This window comes from Botrimarina hoheduenensis (assembly GCF_007859815.1).
GTDB lineage: Bacteria > Planctomycetota > Planctomycetia > Pirellulales > Lacipirellulaceae > Botrimarina > Botrimarina hoheduenensis.
This window is the reverse complement of record NZ_SJPH01000001.1, coordinates 890,426-907,319: the sequence shown is the minus strand read 5'-3', so window position 1 is coordinate 907,319 and position 16,894 is coordinate 890,426. Positions and strand designations below refer to the sequence as shown.

Sequence of the window (16,894 nt, the reverse complement as noted above, 5' to 3'; positions counted from 1 at the left end):
TAAGTTTGGTTGTCATTCAGGTTGTCGAGGAATTGCTTGGCGCTGGGGGCCGGGTGTGGCACCCTGCTGGTGAAACGCCTCTGTTATGAACGCCCCCGCGTCGTCTCCCTCATCGGCGCCCGCCACCCTGTCTGCCGGCGAGCACGGCCGCCACATCCTGCGGGTCGAGTCGAACCTGCTCGGATTCCCCTTCTTCGCGCTATCGACCAAGGGGCTCGCGCGGCGCAAGTACCTGCAGGTGACCGGCACGAAGTACCTGCCCGGTGGGGAGCGGCGGGATTTTTCGCTGACGGTGAGCCGGTCGGCGACCCGGTACTACCCGGGGCCGCTGGCGCGCAAGATCCACTACGCGCTTACGGATATCTTGCAGGACCGCGCGGCCGGGGCCGGGGACCTGCTCACCAGCCCGGTCGCCTTCTCGTGGCGGAACCTGCACGAGCGGATGGAGGTCGCCTACCACGGGGCGACGTCGATCCAGCGGGCCAAGGACGCGCTGTTCGACACCGTGGGCGCCACCGTCTTCACCGACTCGGCGTTCATGCAGCGGAGTGGGGACAGCCGCGCGGCGATGCCGACGCGCGAGACCGGCTACCACCTCTACGACCGCTGCGTCTTCATCAACGACCCGCTTGCTACGGGCGGCGTGAGCGACAAGAACGCCGTCTGGCTCGCCGACTGGTACCTGGCGAACCTCAACGCCCTGATGACCGCGCCGATCGACTACCACCGCTGGCTGCGGATGAACCACGCCAGCCCGCTGGCGAGCCGTTTGTACGAGTTTCTGTTGGTGAAGTTCCGCCGCGACATCCCCTTCCTGCAGATCAACTACCCCTACTTCGTCTCGTTCTTGCCGGCGACCGCGCACCCGTACCGGGCTCAGGCGATGCGGCAGCTCGAAGAGCCGTTCCGCGTCGCCCGCGAGCACGACGTGCTGGCCGATGTGGCGTGGGGCAAGAGTGTCGATGGCCAGCTGCAGCTGAAGCTCTGGCCGGGACGGGCGGTGACCGAGCGCGCGAGTGCCGGTCGCGAGACGCAGGCCGAGGACTTCGACCGGCTGACGGTGTTCGAGGGGGCGAACGACGAGTCGGGCGAGTCGGAGCTGGTCCGCCGGTACCACGCGCTGCGGTTCGACCGCTCGGCGCACCGGCCGGCGGCCGCCGAGCTCGGTTACGCCCGCGAGCTGCTCGCGACCTACAACGACAAGCTGCTGCACCGGGTGCTGCCCCGCGTGGCCGACGCGATGCGGGAGCGGTTCCCCGACGGCAGGCTGCTGGGGGCCGCCCGGCCCTACTTCGAGGAGGTCCTTAGCGCCGCGCAGCGGTCTGAGAGCCGCCGCCAGGTGGAAGCCGAAGCGGCTCAAGCGAACGAGCAACACGATGAAGCGGCCGAAGCCGCCAAGCGGGCGCGGCGCGTTGAGGAGGCGAAGCTCCGCGCCTTGTGGGCGGGGCTCGACCGGAACGAGCAAGAGCGGCTCTACCGGCTTGCGATTGAGCACGCCAACAGCGAGTTCCAGCGGACGCGGCTCTCTCGCCGACGGGACCTGCGGCGGCCTCCCCGCGAGGTGCTGCTAGAGATCGATCGCCGCGGAGCGGCTTAGCGGCGCGTGGGCGCCTGGAAACAAGGGAGCCGCCCTCGGGTGGGCTCCTCGAAACAAGCCCGTGGGCTCCCCGTCACAAGGCGGTGGGCTCGTGGAAACAAGCGGGTGGGCTCCTCGAAAGAAGGGAGCTGGTGGGTGGTTGGCTTGTTGAAGCGGCTTGTGCGGCGCTAGCGCACGACCGGATGTTTCTTGATCTCTTTGGATGCTTACCGCACCCGGTGGGGTGTGGTTTTTTCTTTTTTGAGGGGTTCTCTACGTGGGCGATCGGTCGGGCCGAGCCTGGTCCCGCGGGGGACCGGGGGCGGGACCCCCCCGGGGACCGACTGGAAGTCGGATCGCCCGGCTTGGCGGAGCCAAGAACGACACTAAGAGGGCGACATCGCTCACGGCCTCAGCGGCCGCGAGGCCGGCACTTCCACTCGCGGGACTCGGACCCTCGTCACTACGCGGGCAACTGCCGGCCTCGCTGCCTCCGCCGGTGGCGTGTTCCGTGGATCGGTGGGAGTGCCCCGCGGGGGTTTGTGGTGACGCCCTTGGCCACCGGCTCCGGCCGCTCGCGGTCGCCGCACTCCGCCCGCCCGACGGCGGGGACGAGGCGCCGGAGGCGCTACGACGCCCGCGGCTAGTCGCCGCCGTGAGAACTTACCCTGCGAGGTGGGCTCGGTTGCTCGACGCCGCAGAAAAGCGAGAATGACGGCTAGGACGATCGTGGATGGAGGAGCGCTTTGCCTTATCAATACGTCAAGCCGAGCGAGTCGGGTCAGTTCGAGCTGTTCTGCCTGCATTTCTTCCGGTACTTCGAGCGGCGCGGTGGACTCGAACGCTACGGCAAGACCGGCCAGTCCCAATCGGGCATCGACCTGCTCGATCTTTTGGGCCAGCAGCCGGTGCTCGCCGTGCAGTGCAAGAAGCGTGAGGATCAGAATCCGCTCCGAGCGAAAGAGATTCGCGACGAGGTGGCCGCGGTCGAGACCAGTGGGATCGGTGTCGGCCAGTTGATCTTCGCCACGACGTCCGCCCGCTCCACCGAGTGCCAGAAGGCCGTTCTGGATCTCAACTCCCGTGATCCCAAGGAGAAGCTGTTCGAGGTTCGGTTTGTCGCTTGGGACGATTTCATTGAGCGGCTGGGAGAACTCGACCTCGTCGTAGCGATCTCGATGCTCGAGGGCATCAGCCCCGAGCAAAGCGGGCAGCGTTTCTCTCGGCCCGTCCTGAGGGATCAGAGCTTGGCCGCCGCGGGCGCGCCCTCCAGCGATAAGACATACCGCCTGATCGAAGAGCTGCTGGAGGCTCGCAAGCCCGACGAGGCCGCTCACGAACTCGGCAAGCTGCCTTCAGGCGAGGGGGGATCGCTGCCGGGGGACGAGCGGTACCCGATCCTTCGGCTCCGCGCGAAAGTCGCCTTGACAAAGAACGACTTCGACGAGGCGTGTCGGCTGTTCTTGTTGGCCTACGAAGCCAACAGCACGCTGCCGCAGGCCCGGCAAAACCGGGCGTTGGCGCTGGACCTCAGCGGCGACCGGGCCACCGCCTTCGAAGAAACCAGGGCGCTGCTGGAAGAAGAAGGGATCAACGACGGTGCGTGGTCTCTCTTGGTGCGAACCGCGCCGGACGACGACGCGCTGGCACCGTACAAAGAGCGGATCGACGCGAAGTGCGCGGAGTCAATCGAGGTCGGTCTCGCGCTCGCCGAGCGGCATCTGTCGGCGGGCCGCGACGAAGCAGCCCAAGACCTCGCTGACCAGGCCGCCTCGCTAGAGCCCGACTCGGCGCACGTAAAGTTCCTGCTAGGGCGCTTGGCCCATCGTCGCGCTACCGAGGGGCCCTGGCGACAGCGAGAGGATTCGATCCTCCAAGCGCTGGACCTCTACCGTGAAACGGCAGAGGCCGCTAGAGCTGAGAAGTATTTCGCGCTCGTACCCGAAGCGTTGACCAACCGGGCGCGCGTCAACGCCTTCGCCGGCGACGTCGCCAACGCGACCGCGGACTACCGAGCAGCGCTCGACGCAACCAATCGACCGGAACTCTACGCGCCCGATGCGGTGCAGTTCTTCCTGAGGCACGAGCGGTTTGCGGACGCCGAGTCGCTGATCGGTCTGTTGACCGAGGGCTCTGCCGACGAGGCGATTGCCTCCGCATTTCTGGAGTTTCACGGTGACGACCCCGCCAAGAAGCGCGCGGCGGTGCATCGCTTGGCGAGCTGGGCGCTCACCGCAGAGATCCGCGCCATGGAAGCGGCGCTGCACGCGGTGGATTGGGCGATCCGCCTGGAGGACTACGCGCTAGCGGCTTCCTGTTTGTCTCCAGCGCTGATCGAAGCGCACCCGCTGGCGGGCAAGGCCGCTTTGGGCTGGATCGCCTTGGAGCGTGGAGACCCGGATAGCGCGATGCGTCATGCTCGTGGGGCCCTCGGAAGCCCTTTGAAAGGCGTCCACGAAGAAGAGGTGCGTTTGCTCGCCCGATTGCTCAATAACCTAGGGTTCGACGAGGAGGCGTTGCCGCTCTTCGAGCGTGTCTATCGCCCGGGGCAGCTCGACGCGGACTGCAAACGGCTGATCAACTGCGCGGGCAGCATCGAGCGGCACGACACGCTGATGCGGGTCTGCAACGAGTTGCGTGAGACCCAATCACAAGATGATCGCGTCAAACGGCTGGAGTGCCGGCTGCTGCTCCGGTACGACCGGGCGCTAGCCCTGGTTCGGGCCACGGAGCAATTAGAGGAGGACCCGGGGTTCTTCGGTTCGATCCGCGCCTACATCCTCGTGCTAGAGGACCGTAGTGATGAGATCGACCCCGACACCTGGGTTCGACCTGACCCGAATCACCTGAGCCTCGAGGACGCACGCTTTGTCCTAAGCCCCCTCACGGCGATCGGTGACGAGCTCGCGGCGCTCGACTTCGCCTACCAGCTCCTGAGGCATAACTTCGATCAGCCGTCGGCCCACTCGCTCTACTTTGAGGCTTTCCTGCGGTGCGAAGCCGCCGACAAGCTGCGGGACAGGGAATCGGTCGAAGCCGACTGCGCGATTCGGGTGAAGGAGGAGCGGACGGGGCGTCAGCGGTGGATCGTGTACGAGGAGCAAGACGCCCGCACCGCGCTGGGCGAGTTCCTGCCCACCGATGAATCGGTGCGGCCGTTGCTCGGGCTCACCGTGGGTGACGAAGCGCCCCGCTCGGGGGCGGCCGCTCCCCCGGAACGAAAGCAGGTCGTTGAAGAGATCGTGAGCAAGTATGTCTTCCGGTTTCGCGATTCGATCTCGCGCTTCGCTGATCGGTTCCCCGGTTCGGCCCTGCTCGAGCCGCTGCACGTGGGTGAGGGGGACCAGCTCGACCTGGGTGAGCTGATCCGTGTGCTCAAGCAGCAACGGGCGCACCGCGAAGAACTCTTCTCGCTGTACCGCTCGATCCCGGTGTGCCCCGTGCATCTGCTCGCCGATCGCCTCGGTCTTTCCTATTACGACACCTTCCTGTCGATCTGCGAGTGGGACCAGGCCCAGTTGCACTGCGCCTCACCCGACGACGGGACGTTCCTCGCTGCGCGAGAGCTTCTGCCGACCGAACGAGAGCTGGTGGTCGATCTTTCGACGCTGCTGACGATCGACCGAGCGGCGTTGTGGGACGTGCTGGGTGGCGTAGTCAAGTTGGTGGTTGCGGAGTCAACGCTGCTCACGGTCTCAGGCTGGCTGGACAAGGCCCAGGACACCGTTGGACGCGACGGGGGCCGGATTGGTGTGGACGATGATGGGCAGCTCCTGATGAGCGATGCCGACCCGGAGCTTCGGCAACGAGAGGCGTCCCAGCTTGAGCAACTCCTCAACCGGGTTAAGAGGCACTGCACCCAAGTGACCGCCACCGCCACAGCGGCGCTAGCGCCTGAGCGAAGATCGCTCTTCGAATCGGTCCTCGGGATCCCCGCGCTGGACAGTATCTGCGTGGCGGCGGAGCGGGACGCAGTGCTGTGGACCGACGAGCGATCGGTCGGCGAGATCGCCACGACGGAATTCGCTTGCGAGCGGGTATGGACCCAGGCTTGCCTCAGCGGCCTGCTCGATGCTGAGCGGATCGACAATCGGTCGGTCTCCCGCGACGACCTCGAGGTTATGAGAGACCGAACCCCGCGCGCTGAAGACCCTTCGTTAGTAGGCTGAAAGCGAATCTACTACGGAGCGAATTCGCTTGCAAGTCGTAGCAACGGTTGTCATCGAATAGCAACTATTGCAACTCTTGCATTCAAAACCCGTAGTCGCTTGCGGCCCACTTCTGAGTGCAGAGAATCAGAGCAACCGCAGGGGTGCGCGAAGGTTGTCACCCTGCTTTTCTCGCTCTGGAAGGCGCTCTCGATGTCGAGCTGGTTCTCTCCGCTACTGTTCTTGCTGGCCGGTTCTACCGAAGACCAGCTCCGCAAACAGGTCGAGTTTCTCAAAGCGGAGAACGAGATGCTCCGCAAGCGGATCCCGAAGAACCGCATCTTCCTCGACAACGATGAGCGTGAGCGGCTACTGAAGCTGGGCGGGGCCATAGGAAGAGGAGTTCTCGAAGTCATCACCATCGTTAGCCCCCGAACCTACCAGAGGTGGCAGCGAGAAGTAAGAAACGGCAAGAAGCCAACCAAGAAGATGGGGCGTAAAGGAACGCCGGAGTCAATCCGAGAAATCGTTGTCCGCTTGGCCAAAGAAACGGGCTGGGGCTACGGAAGAATTGTCGGAGAGCTGAAGAAGCTGCGCATCCAGTGCGTCGGTAGAACGACGGTAAGAACGATCCTCAAGGAGGAGGGCATCCACCCGGGACCGCAGCGAGGCCCCGGGACCTGGCACGAGTTCGTCACGACGCACGCCGAGACACTCTGGCAGGTCGATTTCTTCTCAAAGCCAGTGGTGACCAAGACCGGGATCAAGCAGGCCTTCGTGCTCGCTTTCTTGCACGTCAACTCAAGACGAGTGATCTGCTCGCCCGCTACCTTCCATCCGAACGACGAGTGGGTCGTAGCTAAAGCGCAGAGCTTCCTGCAGCAAGCGGAAGAAGCCGATCTATCGGTTCGTTTCTTGGTCCGCGACAAGGACTTCAAGTACAGCCGGCGCTTCGATGCGGTCTTTGAAGAAGCGGATGTCACGGTGGAGCCCACTTCTCCTCGCTCTCCCAACCAGAACGCCTTCGTCGAGCGATGGATCGGCTCGATCAAGGGCGAATGTCTGAACCGGTTCATCGGCTTCGGCCTGAAGCACCTCGACTATTTGGTTGAGGAGTACGTCCGCTACTACAACGAGCTACGCCCGCATTCTAGGAAGGAGGACAAACCGCTGATCGGGATCTGGAAGGACGAGCACGATCCGCCCGAAGGCGACGTGCAGATCGTCTGCCACAGCCGACTCGGCGGCGTCCTTAAACACTACGAACGCGTCGCGGCGTGAGAGAAACCAGTTGAACCCGATCGAAGCTGCTAGCTGTCGACTTACGCCTAGTTAGCCGGACTCCTTAAGCAAGGCCGCCACTGCAGACTCGGCGGCCTCAAAGCGCTCTTCATAGGGCCCCGCGATCAATTGCCACGGCGTGGCGCAGCTTGCAAGCTGAGCCCTAAACGCTTCGTGCATCCAGTAGCGAAACTTCTCGCCGTCGCGAAAGCCATCCTGAACGAACGCCACGTCTGGCGCCGTGAGAAGGTACAAGTCCACCTTGTCAGCGGCACCGATGGTGTCCACGCGTGCGTCGCGAGATTGATAGTATCGCTCGTGCCACGTGCCGGTTGCGAAGGCATTCGTATCGCAGATGAGCACGCGATTGGCCTCGCGAGCCAAGAGGTTCTCTCGGGCCTGCTGCTCCGCGGCAATCTCAACGAACTCCTCGTGGCTCCAGCTGGGCAAGGGGTCGCTCATTGAGTGCCCGGCGACCTTTCTCTCCCAGTGTTCACGGCCGTACTCGGCGACCCAGGTCGTGCTGAACCGCTCCGCCAACTGCTGAGCTAGAGTCGTCTTGCCCGTCGATTCAGCCCCAAGCAGAACAACACGACGAACGAAGTAGGCACGGACGCAGGGCTCTAGGAAACCAAGGTGCTTCAGCGGCTCGCTACGGACGAGCGTTCCCGATACGGGCACTGCTGCCCTCGCGTGGTCGACCATCACATGTCGGGCACCCATGAGCCGGGCATACTCATGGCCGTAGTCCTCGCTCGTGAACACCACATCCGGCGGCCGGCCGAGATAGCCGACGGTGAATTCAGCCCACTGGCGGCTGTCGTCCTCCAACTCATCCGGCACAAGATGAATCTCGCAGTCGGGATGAATTTCTTCCAGCCACGCTCGCCGCAACTCTCCAGGAATGGTCTGCGACGGGTGGTGCGCAATCATCACAATCAAGCGATCGACTTGTCGCCTGGCGGTGTCGATGAGGTGTTTGTGGCCGCGGTGGGGAGGATAAAACTTCCCGACAATGAAGCCGAGCGTCATAAGATGGCCCCTTCTACCAGCACTTCAGCCCCGTTGATTTCTGAGTCTTGTCGCCACGTGGCTCTCCAAGCTCGCAGGCCCATCACGGCCATCAGAAGAAAGAGCCCGTAGAGAATCGCTGTCAAATAGAGGTCCTTATAGATGTAAAGCGGGACGTAGATAATGTCCACAATGATCCATCCGATCCAGCTCTCCAACCGTTTGCGGTTGAGGAGCCACTGCGACGCCAAACTAATAGAGGTCGTGAGGGCGTCCCAGAAGGAGGCGGAACCGCCGACCTGGGCCAACGCCTTCCACAACCCAAGCGTTGAGGCAGCAATGAAGACGCAAATCAGCGAGAGTTCCCAGGCAGTAGCCCGAGACACTTTCAGGGCCGTGCGATTCGCTCCTCCGTGCAACCAGAGATACCAACCAATCAGGCCCAGCCCGAAGTAGACGACTTGAAGACCGGCATCGGCATACAACTGTGACTGATAGAACACGACACAGAACGTGGAGACGTTGATTAGGCCAATCGGGAAGTTCCAGATATTCTGTTTGACCGTGAGCCAAACGCACAGGGCGCCCGTGATAAAAGAGGCGGACTCCAACCTACTGGCGAGACCAGAGATGGCCATCGCCGTAGCGAGAAGGCCTACGGCGGCAATCAACAGGAGTGTCGTGTTCGACTCGTTCAGCTTCATCAGTGCGGAGTCCGCAGCGTTGGCCGGGACCGCGTTACACAGGTGACGCGGTCAGGTACTCAATAGGAACGTGATCGGTCAACCAAACCCGGTTGCCCGTCGCAAAGAACTCATAACCGTCCGCCAGTATCCGCTTTGCGTCGATCGACAGCAGCACGGGCTTGCCGTGTCGCATACCGACCTGGATCATTGTCACCTTATCGGTCGACATGTGCACGTGGTGGCGGCGGCCCTTGACGAGTCCCTGCTGTAGGATCGATTCAAGATGGCGGGTGGCCGTGCCGTGGTAGAGCACGGGTGGCCGTGCCGTGGTAGAGCAAGTGAGGGGCGTCGTCAGCCGGAACGTCTTCTAGCCGTCGATGACCACCCAAATCCGTTTGGCCGCTTGTTGCAAGCTCTCCTGCGCAAGCAGGTCCGGCGGGGCCGATGAGTAGTAGTCGTCGCCAATGCCCAGCAAGAGGCGTGCTTGCGATGACTGCTCCGGCGACAGGTCGGTGATTTCGTCGTCTTCGAAATCGAGGTCCCACAGGAACCGGTCCTCGTAAGCCTCCAATAAGTAGCTCCAGTCCTTATCAGATTCAAAGCCCGCGATATCTTCGTGGGCGTCGAGCACATCCACGACCGTTTGCTGGAATTCGTTGCGTTCTCCCTCCTCGACCTCCATAAGGACCAGGCTCCTCACCTCGCGGAGCACGCTTGCCAGAGTCGCCTCCGACCAAGCCGTCAGCGGCAGGCACTCGGCCGTCGGGTGGAAGAGCTGCCGAACGACCACTTCCAACGACGCCAACTGCTGAGACCGGCTCATCCGGTCGAACACCGCGGCCCCGTCAAAAAAAGACTCCTCGTCGTCAACGGCTCCGACGATGATGTCGCACATGCAGAGAACGGCTTCCCGGAAGAGCTTGGCCTCGCCGCCTGCGAGCACGAGCCTTCCCGACTGAGCGTGCCAGGTCATTGCAGAAGTTCCTTATCGGAGGTCATGGAGCGGGTAGCCAACGGCAAGTTCTTCATCTCCCGGTGCCAGGGTGCGAGCGGGAGTCGAGACCGGCCCGTCTCTTCACATGGCAGCATAACGCCTCTCGGAGGTGCTTACGTGTTGGTGATATCAATCTTCGCGACCGGCTCCCTCGGAGGCCGAACCACCTCTCGCAAAGCGGCTCGGCCTGAGATTGGCGATCAGTGCTCGCTCGGCAGGTAGAGCGTCCAGTTCCGGCCGTCAAAGCCCGCCCAGATCTCGACCCTATCTAGCGGGAAGTCTGTGAACGGAATCCGCTGCGTGATGAAGGGGGGTTCGCCCTTGTCGGATACCGCGGTGAGCACCGCCGAGCGATTTTCGGCATCAACCGCCAGCTCCCAGAATTGCAACGACTGGAGCCGCTCGTCTAGCCGAAGAGCTTCGTTGAACGAGTCGCTTCCGATCCAGCTCGCGACCGCGTCGATGAGCCAGTAGGCGCCGGCTCGCTCGGCCAGGTGTTGCACGCCCGGCGTGTAGATCACGCGACGGTTCAGGTTATGCCGGTAACGCTCTAGGTCACCGGTGAACTGATTGAGTTCGCTCTGCAATTGCGTCGCGGTAGTTTGTTGGTCTTGAGACATCGTAGGTTCCTCCTTTCGAGGGTTGTTGAACGATGCCAGCCAAAAAAGCGAGCGGCCCAGCGGCGGCGTCCAGGGTTTGCCGAAGGCACGCCGAAGATGCGTCTTCGCGTCTGCAGGCGTCCCTTGACGCTCGTCCGCGCCGCTCGTTTATCGTTGGCTTTCGTTTCCACACGACCCTATCAGGAGAAATTATCGACGGACCAACACCAACGACCTCGCTCATCGCGAAACAATACGACCGCAGAAACGGCTTGACTCGACCGACAAAGATGTGGCAACCAAGAAAGGAAGACAACTGAGTAGCAAGGAGCGATATTGTGCGAGCCATCACAAGCACTACCGAACATGACGCCGCCCTTCGGGTAGGTAGACGTGACCCGAGGCGATAGGAAGAAGAGCACACAGAAGCCAAGGCGAGACATCTATCAAGAGGTGACCGATCGCATCTTGGAACTGCTGGACTGGGGAGTCGCTCCGTGGCGGCAGCCGATCAAGCGAGCCGGCCAAGCTGACGGCATGCCCAAGAGCTTTTCCACTGGCAAGAACTATCGAGGGATTAACGTCTTCTTGCTGGCGATGACTAGCTGGGCTCATGGATACGAGTCCGACTACTGGGCGACCTTTAATCAGATCAGCAGGCAGAAAGGCAACGTGAAGAAGGGCGAGAAGTCCACGCTCGTCGTCTTCTGGAAGCAAGCGGCCACCAAAGACCGAGAGAGCGGCGAGGAGATCACGATCCCCGTGCTGCGACACTACAACGTCTTCAACGCCGAGCAATGCGAAGGGGTCGTCGCTCCCGATCAGCAACCAGTCGAAGAACCCACAGAACTGTTCGTGCCGATCGAAGAAGCGGACCGGATCGTCACCAGCTACCCGGCCGGCCCGGTCGTCCAGCACACGGGCTCGGCGGCAATGTACCTGCCGTCGATCGATACGGTTCGCATCGCTGCCCCAGATCGTTTCGAGACTCGCGAATCTTACTACGCCACGCTCTTCCACGAGCTGGCTCATTCGACGGGCCACAAGTCACGCCTCAACCGTGACCTTGGCGAGAAGGTCAGCCCGTTCGGCTCGCCCGACTACTCGAAGGAAGAATTGGTCGCCGAGATGGGCTCAGCGTTCCTTTGTGCCGCAGCGGGGATCAGCCCGCCGACGATCGAGCAGTCGGCGGCCTACATTGATGGCTGGCGGAAGAAGCTCAAGGATGACAAGAAGCTTGTCGTCCAAGCGGCCGGGCAGGGGCAGCGCGCGGCGGATCTCATTCGCGGCGTGATGGCTGGCGTAAATTCCCCGGATCCCTCTAGCAGTTGACTACCTAGCGAGATGAAAGCTGTGCGTCAAAGCGAATCGATGCATCGAAAGCCAAAAGCGCCCACTTGTCCTGACGCGCCCTAGTGGTAAGTCAGTCATCTCTTTTAGCGTGACTCGCTGAATCGGTCACTTCGCATCACGAGCAGCGTTTGGTAACCTTTGGACTCGTCGAACCAGCAGGTCAGTCCAGCCAGAGAGTACTGCCGTGCCAAAGCTTAGCGAGTACCTAACGGTGAAAGAGGCAGCCGAATGTCTCGGTGTGTCGCCCAATACCGTACGGAACTGGGGGCAAACCGGCCAACTCGTGGAGCATCGCCATCCGGTCAACAACTATCGGCTCTACAAGCGGGTAGATCTTCAAAACTTATTAACCGCGACGGAGAGGTCGGCAAAGCCAAAACGCAAACCCCGATAGCAACCAAACACACTCTCCTCGAGTGACGGGGACGGATAATTCATCAAGATAGTCAGGCAGGTCCATGCCCCAGTTGACTGGCTCGGAACGCGCGATGAAGCGGCTCGGCTTCGGTTTCGAAGTCGGGGGGGTGCATCTTGCGCGAACCATGATGGTGGATGACCTAAAGCTAACTCTTTTGGCCAGCGAGAAACGCTCAGCAGAAGACTACGCCTTCGCTATCGAGGAAGAGAACATTTTAGGCAAGCCTTCGGCTCAGTCTCGAAAACTTGCATTCAGGCATTTGCGTAAGCTCTACGGTCTGGACCCGTCGCTGATGCTGTTTCGGTCGTTCTCCTTCTTCTATGCGAGAGAGGATCAGAGTCCGCAGCTGTTGTGCCTACTAATTGCGTACGCGCGAGATGCGGTGTTACGATTGAGCGCTCCTTTTATTCTAGACATGAAGGAAGGCGAGCCATTCAACCGCGGAACGCTAGAAGCCTACATCGAAGGTCTCTATCCGGGGCGGTTCAGCGAGGCGACTCTCAAGTCGACGGCACAAAATCTAGCTGGAACCTGGACCCAGTCGGGCCATCTCGTTGGACGGGTCAAGAAGATTCGTTCCCCAGTCATTGCGACGCCAGCCGCAGTGAGCTTCGCCCTTCTTCTGGCGTTTCTTCGTGGGGGGCGTGGAGAACTGCTCTTCGAATCGGAATACGTCAAGCTGCTTGATTGCTCGGCGGGCGAAGCGACCCGTCTAGCCGAAGCAGCAGCAAGGAGCGGCTTGATTACGCTCAAGCGGGTGGGGTCGGTCATCGAGGTCACTTTCCCTCGACTCCTGAATGCAGAAGAAATGGAGCTTCTCCGTGAGCAAAGTTAAGCGGCTTCTCGACTCCTACGGGAGCTTCATTGATGTGCCTTGGCGCGATGATGTCGCGCCGGCGCAGCGTGTGATCTTCTGCGTATACCCCGAGTACGACGAGCTTCGCTTGCGGGCATGTCTCGACGAGTTCGAGATCGCCACACGCCGTTCTGGGCACGATTGGGCCAAGTTCGACTTGACCGACTCGTTCGCAGCTTGGATGGCTAGCCAAAAGTACGCGAAGAGCTACTTTCGAGACCCAGCTACCCTTGCCACCCTACTCGGGAAGTACGAGGACGACATCGCAAGCCGGTTCGAGTCCTTCTGTACTGATAAAGGTGTCGGGGAAGGAGATGTGGTGGCCGTCTCGGGCGTTGGCTCACTTTTTGGGTTCCTTCGCGTAAAAGGAGTCGTCGACCGCCTCGCGCCGATGGTTCCCGGCCGCCTCGTTGTCTTCTTTCCAGGAAGCTATGAGGATAACAATTACCGGTTGCTAGACGCCTACGACGGGTGGGGGTACCTCGCCATCCCCATCACAGCCGATCAGTAATCAACACCAACCAGCGGCAGATCCATGCTGAATCGCGATATCTACCTCGTTGATCCGCTCGACCGGAAGCTCGAGAATCAAGGAGTCGCCAACGTCAACGACGACGCAAAAGACGCCGGTGCACTTCAGGTGCTTCGGTACGAGCTGCAGACTTTCGTTTGCGATGGGCAGTACGAAAAGGGGATGAACGACATCCTCGACACTTACCTCAGAAACATTACGAAGCCCGAACAACCAGGCGTATGGGTCAGTGGGTTCTTTGGCTCAGGCAAGTCGCACCTGGTCAAGATGCTGCGTGCTCTGTGGCTCGACACCAAGTTTTCTGACGGCGCTACGGCGAGAGAAGTTGCCAAACTGCCGGAATCGATCCGAGACCACCTTAAGGAGCTGACAAACGCGGCCAAGCGAGAAGGTGGGCTTCACGCGGCTTCCGGTACGCTCGGGGCGAGTGCGTCGGGAAGTGTTCGACTAGCTTTGCTCCAGATCATCTTTAAATCGGTAGGTTTGCCACAGCAGTATTCGGTCGCCCGTTTCGTGAGGTGGCTTCGCTCAGAGGGGATCCTCGATGAGGTGCGGGCGCTCGTAGAGAAGCGAGGGGACGAATGGCAAGAAGAGCTGGACAACTTCTACGTCGCTGAAGGGCTTCACGAAGCCTTGGTGCAGCTGAAGCCCAACCTTTTTAGCTCGACACAAATGTGCGTTGAGACGCTGAACAACAAGTATCCGCACGTGATCGACGTCAGCAACGACGAGATGATCGACGCGATCAAGGACGCGCTGAACGTCGATAGCAAGTTCCCGCTAACTTTGGTTGTGCTCGACGAAGTCCAGCAGTTCATCGGCAGCAACTCCGACCGCTCGATTGAGGTTCAGGAGATGATCGAGGCGTGCTGCAAGCGCATCGGAGGGAAGTTGATGATTGTGGGTACGGGGCAGACGGCGGTCACCGGGACGGCCAACCTCAAGAAACTCGAAGGTCGGTTTACGACCCGAATTGAGTTATCCGACGCCGATGTCGAGAGCGTGATCCGTCAAGTCATTCTGGCTAAGAAGCCCGACAAGATCCCGTCTTTGGAGGGCAAGCTGGAGGAAAACTTGGGAGAAATTTCGAGGCATCTTCAGCACACGGGACTTGCCCATCGCCAAAGCGACAAGGCGACGTTCGCCGCCGACTACCCCATCCTCCCGATTCGACGACGATTCTGGGAGCAGGCGTTGCGCGTGCTCGATCAGACAGGAACCGACAGCCAGCTGCGCAACCAACTGAGCATGGCCCACAAAGTCATCCAGACAAATCTTGAACAGGCAGTCCCGCACGCGATCCCGGCAGACTACCTCTACTTCGATTCGGCAGACAAACTACTGCAAGGGCGCATCCTTCCCCGAAAGGTCTACGAAGAAACAACCCGCTGGATTACTGGCAGTGAAGACGACAAGCTCAAGGCGCGCGCCTGTGGTCTTGTTTTCTTAGTGAACAAGCTGGCGTCGGGTAACGACGAATTAGGCATCAAGGCCACCGCCGATACGATTGCCGACCTCCTGGTCGAGGATATTCAAGCGGGGAGCGGCGCCCTTCGCACACGACTGCCAGGCCTGCTCGACAGCTGCGAGCTGCTGATGAAGGTCGGCGAGGAGTACCGCATACAAACCGAGGAGAGTGCGGCCTGGACGGACGAGTTCCTGAGTCAACGCAGCCAGCTCGCCAACGCCGCTCATCGCATCGAATCAGAACGCGACGACCGGATCCGCTCGCGGTTCGGCGAATTGGTGCCAAAGAAGACCCTGCAGCACGGCGATTCGAAAGTTAGCCGGACGCTCTACCCTTGTTTCGATTCCAAGCTGCCCGCCGAGGCCAATCAGCAAGTCACCATCTGGGTTCGCGACGAGTGGTCAACCGATCTGAACTCGGTCCAGGTGGACGCACGACAAGCGGGCACGAATGCGACGACGGTCTTCGTCTTTATCCCGAAACGATCGGCCGATGATCTGCGTCATCACATCATCGACTACAAGGCGGCCGCGGCGACGCTCGGAAAGCGTGGCTTTCCCGACTCGCCAGAGGGCAAGGAAGCCCGCTCTGCAATGGAAACGACGAAGAACGTAGCCGAGGGAAAGATCAAGCAGCTTTTGGACGAGTGCTTTCAGGGAGCGCGCGTGCTCCAGGGCGGGGGCAATGAGATCACGGGTAACGACCTGCAGGAGATGATCCACGAGGGGGCCGAGAATTCACTTGCTCGCCTTTACCCGCAGTTCTCCATCGGCGACAAGGTTGGCTGGGATAAAGTCTACAAGAAGGCGAAAGACGGCGCTCCCGATGCTTTGAAAGCTGTTGGTTATGAGGGCGAGACCGATAAGCACCCGGTTTGCAAAGCGGTTATCGGGTACATCGCGGCCGGTAAGAAAGGTGTGGACCTGAGAACGCACTTCGGCGGACCGGACTACGGTTGGGATCGCGACACGATCGATGGGGCACTGCAGGTGCTGTTGATCTCGGGGGCGATCCGAGCCCACGACGAGAAAGGCGCCGTCGTTGATCCGCGTGATCTCGAACGCAACTCCATCGGCAAAGTCACCTTCAAGATCGAGTCGACTACCGTCACCACACCGCAGCGGATTCAGATCCGCAAGCTGCTTCCGCAGGTCGACATCTCGGTGAAGCCCGGCGAGGAACTGGGGGCAATGCCGCAGTTTGTCACCAAGCTCAAGGAGTTGGGGGCCTTAGCCGGTGGTGAAGCGCCGAGGCCCTTAGTCCCCGACCAGACGCTTGCGGAAGAGATACGACTGGCCAGTGGTAACGAGCAATTACTCGTTGTCTACAACAGCCGCGAGGAGCTGAAGAGCCACATTGACGAGTGGCAGGCAACCGGAAAGAAGATCGCCGCACGGTGGCCGATCTGGAGTGAGCTGCAAAGCGTCTTGCTACACGCGGGACACGTAAAGGCCGCTGATGAAGCGCGCGAACAGGCCGACGCGATTCTGCGTGAGCGTCTGCTACTAGCGGAGCCAGACCCAATTACGCCGCTCGTCAAATCGGTGGAGGGCACGCTCAGGAGCGAATTGACTACCAAGCACACCCTCTACAACGAGCGACTTTCCGAAGGAATGAAGACGCTAGAGGCGGATGCGTTGTGGCAACAGCTCAGTAGTGAGCAGCAGACAGCTGTCAAGCATGATTGTGGCATCGAAGCCATTGCCGAGATATCGGTTGCTACGCAGGAAGAACTCATCGGGGCCCTTCGTGATTACCCCGTCGCTAGTTGGGACGACCGTATCGAAGCGCTTCCCGGCCGCTTCGCCCGTGCCCGGGAGAAGACGGCCAAGTTGGTTGAGCCGGACGCCGTCACGGTTGAGTTGCCTCGTCGGACGCTCAAGACGCGAGACGATGTGAAGCAGTGGGTCGAGGAAGTGATGGCCCAGATGATCGCCGCCGTTGAGAAAGGCCCGGTGGTTATCAAATGAGC

The 16,894-nt window shown here is 61.1% G+C and carries 12 protein-coding genes and 1 pseudogene; 8 read left to right on the top strand and 5 right to left on the bottom strand.

Annotated features, from left to right (window positions below; genetic code table 11):
• Positions 1–85: 85 nt before the first annotated feature.
• The 3 genes from Pla111_RS03570 to Pla111_RS03560 all read left to right on the top strand — a co-directional run bounded on the left by Pla111_RS03570 (position 86) and on the right by Pla111_RS03560 (position 7,005).
• Positions 86–1,597, top strand: a complete 1,512-nt coding sequence (locus Pla111_RS03570) for a hypothetical protein (protein ID WP_146571408.1) — start codon at positions 86–88, stop codon at positions 1,595–1,597.
• 725 nt (positions 1,598–2,322) lie between these two features.
• On the top strand, positions 2,323–5,745 hold the full coding sequence (locus tag Pla111_RS03565) for a PIN domain-containing protein (RefSeq protein WP_146571406.1): 3,423 nt from the start codon (positions 2,323–2,325) through the stop codon (positions 5,743–5,745).
• Between the two features lie 192 nt (positions 5,746–5,937).
• The gene (locus Pla111_RS03560) at positions 5,938–7,005 is read left to right on the top strand and encodes an integrase core domain-containing protein (protein ID WP_146571404.1); all 1,068 of its coding nucleotides are present in this window, start codon (positions 5,938–5,940) and stop codon (positions 7,003–7,005) included.
• A 51-nt stretch (positions 7,006–7,056) separates the two neighbouring features.
• Here Pla111_RS03560 and Pla111_RS03555 read toward each other — a convergent pair whose 3' ends face one another.
• The 5 genes from Pla111_RS03555 to Pla111_RS03535 all read right to left on the bottom strand — a co-directional run bounded on the left by Pla111_RS03555 (position 7,057) and on the right by Pla111_RS03535 (position 10,316).
• On the bottom strand, positions 7,057–8,037 hold the full coding sequence (locus tag Pla111_RS03555; protein ID WP_146571402.1) for an AAA family ATPase: 981 nt from the start codon (positions 8,035–8,037) through the stop codon (positions 7,057–7,059).
• Positions 8,034–8,654 (bottom strand): nicotinamide riboside transporter PnuC, encoded by a 621-nt coding sequence (gene pnuC / locus Pla111_RS03550; protein ID WP_231930631.1) that lies wholly within the window; start codon positions 8,652–8,654, stop codon positions 8,034–8,036. The genes Pla111_RS03555 and pnuC overlap by 4 nt, the downstream gene beginning before the upstream one ends.
• Before the next feature lie 100 nt (positions 8,655–8,754).
• Positions 8,755–9,057, bottom strand: coding sequence for an RNA 2'-phosphotransferase (locus Pla111_RS03545; protein ID WP_146571399.1), 303 nt, complete (start codon positions 9,055–9,057; stop codon positions 8,755–8,757).
• A gap of 12 nt (positions 9,058–9,069) precedes the next feature.
• On the bottom strand, positions 9,070–9,675 hold the full coding sequence (locus Pla111_RS03540; RefSeq protein WP_146571397.1) for a hypothetical protein: 606 nt from the start codon (positions 9,673–9,675) through the stop codon (positions 9,070–9,072).
• 221 nt (positions 9,676–9,896) lie between these two features.
• Positions 9,897–10,316 (bottom strand): DUF6876 family protein, encoded by a 420-nt coding sequence (locus tag Pla111_RS03535; protein ID WP_146571395.1) that lies wholly within the window; start codon positions 10,314–10,316, stop codon positions 9,897–9,899.
• A 372-nt stretch (positions 10,317–10,688) separates the two neighbouring features.
• Here Pla111_RS03535 and Pla111_RS03530 point away from each other — a divergent pair, with 372 nt between their 5' ends.
• The 5 genes and pseudogenes from Pla111_RS03530 (at position 10,689) to brxC (ending at position 16,892) form a co-directional block, all read left to right on the top strand.
• A complete protein-coding gene (locus tag Pla111_RS03530) occupies positions 10,689–11,627 on the top strand; it encodes an ArdC family protein (RefSeq protein WP_197524707.1) in 939 nt (312 codons plus the stop codon).
• 205 nt (positions 11,628–11,832) lie between these two features.
• A pseudogene (locus Pla111_RS17555) lies at positions 11,833–11,958 on the top strand (helix-turn-helix domain-containing protein); the annotation flags it as partial.
• A gap of 148 nt (positions 11,959–12,106) precedes the next feature.
• On the top strand, positions 12,107–12,901 hold the full coding sequence (locus tag Pla111_RS03520; RefSeq protein ID WP_146571391.1) for a hypothetical protein: 795 nt from the start codon (positions 12,107–12,109) through the stop codon (positions 12,899–12,901).
• Positions 12,888–13,433: a BREX protein BrxB domain-containing protein gene (locus Pla111_RS03515; protein WP_146571389.1), complete on the top strand. Its 546-nt coding sequence runs from the start codon at positions 12,888–12,890 to the stop codon at positions 13,431–13,433. The genes Pla111_RS03520 and Pla111_RS03515 overlap by 14 nt, the downstream gene beginning before the upstream one ends.
• 24 nt (positions 13,434–13,457) lie before the next feature.
• Positions 13,458–16,892 (top strand): BREX system P-loop protein BrxC, encoded by a 3,435-nt coding sequence (brxC, locus tag Pla111_RS03510; RefSeq protein ID WP_146571387.1) that lies wholly within the window; start codon positions 13,458–13,460, stop codon positions 16,890–16,892.
• The last annotated feature ends 2 nt before the right edge of the window (positions 16,893–16,894 follow it).